The organism is Eubacterium ramulus ATCC 29099, from assembly GCF_000469345.1.
GTDB classification, from domain to species: Bacteria; Bacillota; Clostridia; order Lachnospirales; family Lachnospiraceae; genus Eubacterium_I; species Eubacterium_I ramulus.
The window spans coordinates 147,051-150,992 of the sequence record NZ_KI271108.1; the positions used below are offsets into that span (position 1 = coordinate 147,051).

Annotated in this window: 4 protein-coding genes; 2 read left to right on the forward strand and 2 right to left on the reverse strand. The window is 45.9% G+C overall.

Annotated elements, in window-relative coordinates; genetic code table 11:
- Positions 1-177: 177 nt before the first annotated feature.
- Together HMPREF0373_RS05370 and HMPREF0373_RS05375 are read right to left on the reverse strand one after the other, a co-directional pair.
- Positions 178-483 (reverse strand): AzlD domain-containing protein, encoded by a 306-nt coding sequence (locus HMPREF0373_RS05370; protein WP_021738617.1) that lies wholly within the window; start codon positions 481-483, stop codon positions 178-180.
- Entirely contained in the window at positions 473-1,198 is a 726-nt protein-coding gene (locus HMPREF0373_RS05375; RefSeq protein ID WP_021738618.1) for an AzlC family ABC transporter permease, read from the reverse strand. The genes HMPREF0373_RS05370 and HMPREF0373_RS05375 overlap by 11 nt, the downstream gene beginning before the upstream one ends.
- A 257-nt stretch (positions 1,199-1,455) precedes the next feature.
- Here HMPREF0373_RS05375 and HMPREF0373_RS05380 point away from each other — a divergent pair, with 257 nt between their 5' ends.
- Positions 1,456-2,787 carry an MATE family efflux transporter gene (locus HMPREF0373_RS05380; protein WP_021738619.1) on the forward strand — a complete coding sequence of 444 codons (1,332 nt, stop codon included), beginning with the start codon at positions 1,456-1,458 and terminating at the stop codon, positions 2,785-2,787.
- Between the two features lie 207 nt (positions 2,788-2,994).
- Positions 2,995-3,909, forward strand: a complete 915-nt coding sequence (locus HMPREF0373_RS05385; RefSeq protein WP_021738621.1) for a homoserine O-succinyltransferase — start codon at positions 2,995-2,997, stop codon at positions 3,907-3,909.
- Positions 3,910-3,942: the final 33 nt, after the last annotated feature.

Below are 3,942 nucleotides of genomic sequence, written 5' to 3' on the forward strand. Positions count from 1 at the left end.
GGTTGATTTTCGTTACCGCAGCGAGCATAGCCTGCCTCCGTGAGTGTGTCTGAGCACGCAGTCTTTGCGTGCGAGTTCGCGGGAGGAGGCAGAGATAAGCGGCGCAGCGGAGGTAGAAAATCATCCGTGTCTGTCTGGATTTCTGCTTCAGATTTGCCTTTTACACAGACAAACAATTTACATAAAAAGCTCCAGCACAAATACCACGACACAGGACAGCACCGCTACCTGGAAGAGGCTGCGTCCGAACCAAGCCAGTATGATACCGACCACCAGGGCAGCAAGTCCGGCCACGGGGCTGTTTGTTGCTTCCATGATAGCCGGAAATGTCATAACGGCCAGTGTGACATAAGGCACATAGTACAGAAATGACCGGATGGTTTTATTTTTGATCTCTCTGCGGATCAGTGTCAGCGGAAGGACACGGATCAGGTAGGTCACGGCAAACATGACCAGAATGTAGATGTAGATATTATGCTGCATGTTCGGTTTCCTCCTTTACCGGGAACAGGATTGCTGCGATGCCTGCGATTGCCACCGTGAGAATAATGGTGCGGATACCGGAGGAAATGTCGGAAATCACCGGAAGCCGTGAGAAGATATAGCTGGAAACCATGGAGATAGTGACCAGTGCTGCAATTACCTTATTCTTGCGTGCAGGCGGAATGATGATGGCAAGGAACATGCCGTACAGTCCGACGCTCAATGCACTTACAATGTTAGCAGGCAGGATATTACCCATAATAACACCGAAAAATGTACCGAGACTCCAGCCCGGAATGGCAACCGTCATCATGCCATAATTGTAAAACGGATTCAGTTTTCCGGGTTCCGATACCGCGACACCGAAGATTTCATCGGTGACGTCAAAACCAACCAGCAGACGGTGCAGCAGACCGGTTTCGGAAGAAAACTTCTGACTCAGGGAGCATGACATCAGCAGATAACGTGCGTTTGCCACAAGCTCCATCAGGACCATTTCAAAATAAGTGCCGCCGGCTGCAATCACGGTAAAGCCCGCATACTGACCGGCGGAAGCGTTGCAGGCGAGACTGGTGAGCATGGCTTGCCAGGCCGTCATACCTGCATTTCGGGCAGTGATGCCCAGTGTAAAAGAAACCGCGAGATAGCCGAGACAGATCGGCATACCATTCTTGATTCCTTTCAGATAATAATATTTGTTTTTTTGTCTGTCCATTGTTGTATGTATCCCCTTGTAAATCGAATATACGATGCATCAGTTTCACCTGTTGTAGACTTTTGAGCAAAAGTGAGGTGCTGACGCTGTATATTAGTGTAACATTTCACTTGCATTTCGTCCAATAAATCTTTATACTTTCTAAGGTTAACGAGAAGAGGAATCGTTTTCCGGATACAGGGAAACACCGGTTTACGGTATGATCCGTGTATGTGGAAAACGGATTTATCGGTATTTTTAAATGGGAGAAAAGGTAAATGATGAAAACAAAAACACTGACAGAGGGAACGCCCTGGAAACAGATCCTGCTGTTTTCTATTCCGATTTTCTGGGGAAATGTGTTTCAGCTGTTGTACAGCCTGGTAGATACAAAAATTGTAGGAAGTACGCTGGGAACGGAAGCATTGGCAGCAGTGGGTTCCGTGTCCACGTTACATACGTTGATGACCGGATTTCTGAACGGTCTGACGCTTGGATTTTCACTGATCACAGCTATGTGTTTCGGGGCAAAAAACAGGAAGCGGCTGAAAAAAACTTTTGCAGCTGCGATTTCACTTGGTGTACTGACTACGTTGGCTTTGGTGCTGATGTTGATGATTTTCCTGCATCCGGTGCTGAATCTGCTGCATGTGCCGCAGGCGCAGTTTGAGATGGCATATGCCTATATCAGTGTGCTGATCGTAGGACTCTTTGCCACGCTGTTTTACAACCTGTGTGCCAATACACTGCGGGCTATCGGGGATGCACTGACACCGTTGATTTTTCTGATTGTAGCAACTGTGAGCAACATTGGGCTGGACTATTTGTTTATCCTTGGATTTCAGATGGGAGTGCAGGGAGCAGCCTATGCTACGGTGCTGGCACAGCTTTTGTCTGTGGTGCTGTGCCTGATTCGTATTTTCCGGAAATTCCCGATTCTGCATATACAGAAAGAGGATTTCCGATTTGACCGGGAACTGATGGCAGAAATGTATAAAAGCGGACTGTCGATGGGGCTGATGTCCTGTCTGGTCGGCATTGGAACGATTTTGCTGCAGTCTGCCATTAATACACTGGGAACAACAGTCATTGTGGCTCACACGGCAGCCCGAAAAGTATTTGAACTCGTGTCTCTGCCAAACAGTGTGCTTGGTTCTGCCATGGCGACCTATTGCGGACAGAATTATGGTGCAAGACGCTTTGACCGGATCCGGCAGGGAATCCGTGCATCTCTGATCATTGCGGCAGTCTGGGCAGTTGTAGTTTTCCTGATCTGTCACACGATAGAAGGAAAACTGATCCAGTTTGTTGCAAGTACTACCAATCCGGATGTAATTTACTGGGGAAGCACTTATTTAAAAGTGGATATGTCTTTCATCGTAATCTGTGGGGTGATCGTTATCTTGCGCAATTCCATGCAGGGTTTTGGAGACCGGGTCATTCCTGTGTTCTCCAGCTGTATCGAACTTGCGGGAAAAATCATATTTGCCTTTGTGTTTGCACCGATGTTTGCATACTGGGGCATTATCTGGGCAGAGCCGATGGTATGGATCGCCATGGTGATCCCGTTAATCGTGAAAGTGGTCCATGTATTGAAAAAAGAAGCATAGTAAAGAGACTTCAGATGCTTTTTGAAAAAATATACCTGCTATGAAATAAAATAGTTGTTGATTTATATAGAAAGAACAGATAGAATAGAATCATCTGCGAAGACTGAAAGGACAGTCTTCATCATTCATAACTGTTATCCGGTGCATAGTTTTTTTCATATATGTATCTGGCTGATCGTTGTGAAAAAATAAAAGGAGGAAAAGGATATGCCGATTAAAATACCAGATTCACTGCCAGCAACAGCAGTTCTTGAAAGCGAGAATATTTTTGTTATGACGGAGTATCGGGCAATGCATCAGGATATCCGTCCCCTGAACGTGCTGATTTTGAATCTGATGCCTACCAAGGTAATTACAGAAAATCAGCTGCTTCGGAAACTTTCAAACACACCGCTTCAGATCAAGGTGGAATTTTTACAGACTGCCAGCTATACCCCTCAACATGTGGATACAGAGCATATGGAATCATTCTACACGACATTTGAACAGGTGAAGGACCGCTGGTTCGACGGACTGATCATTACAGGCGCACCGCTGGCTTTTGTACCGTATGAGGAAGTACATTACTGGAAAGAACTTTGCAAGATTATGGAATGGGCAAAGACGCATGTACACTCTACAATGCACATCTGCTGGGGAGCACTGGCTGGACTCTATTATCATTTCGGTATTCCGACTGTGGAATATCCGGAAAAACTTTCCGGTGTGTATTCCAATACCGTATTGAAGAAGAGTTCCCCGTTGTTCCGTGGATTTGACGATGTGTTCAATGCACCGCATTCACGTGAAGTTGGCATTCTCAAAGAGGATGTAGACAAAGTTCCGGAATTGGAGCTGATCGCAGACAGTGAAGCGGGCGGACCGACAATTTTGAAAACGACGGATTCCAAAAACTTTTTTGTACTTTGTCATCTGGAATATGATGCCAATACACTGGAACTGGAGTACAAACGTGATTTTGAAAAAGGTCTGAATCCACATATTCCGTATCATTATTATCCGGATGATGATCCGACGAAGGAACCGGTAGTTACCTGGCGTTCCGCAGGACAGCTGCTGTTTTCCAACTGGTTGAATTACTATGTATATCAGACCACACCGTATGATATCGGAAATAAATAAGTCATGAGCAAGTAGCGAAAGCGGATTGCGAAT

Coding starts and splice junctions, on each gene's coding strand:
- HMPREF0373_RS05370 (WP_021738617.1), bottom strand. CDS start 483: ATGCAGCATAATATCTACATCTACATTCTGGTCATGTTTGCCGTGACC.
- HMPREF0373_RS05375 (WP_021738618.1), bottom strand. CDS start 1,198: ATGGACAGACAAAAAAACAAATATTATTATCTGAAAGGAATCAAGAAT.
- HMPREF0373_RS05380 (WP_021738619.1), top strand. CDS start 1,456: ATGATGAAAACAAAAACACTGACAGAGGGAACGCCCTGGAAACAGATC.
- HMPREF0373_RS05385 (WP_021738621.1), top strand. CDS start 2,995: ATGCCGATTAAAATACCAGATTCACTGCCAGCAACAGCAGTTCTTGAA.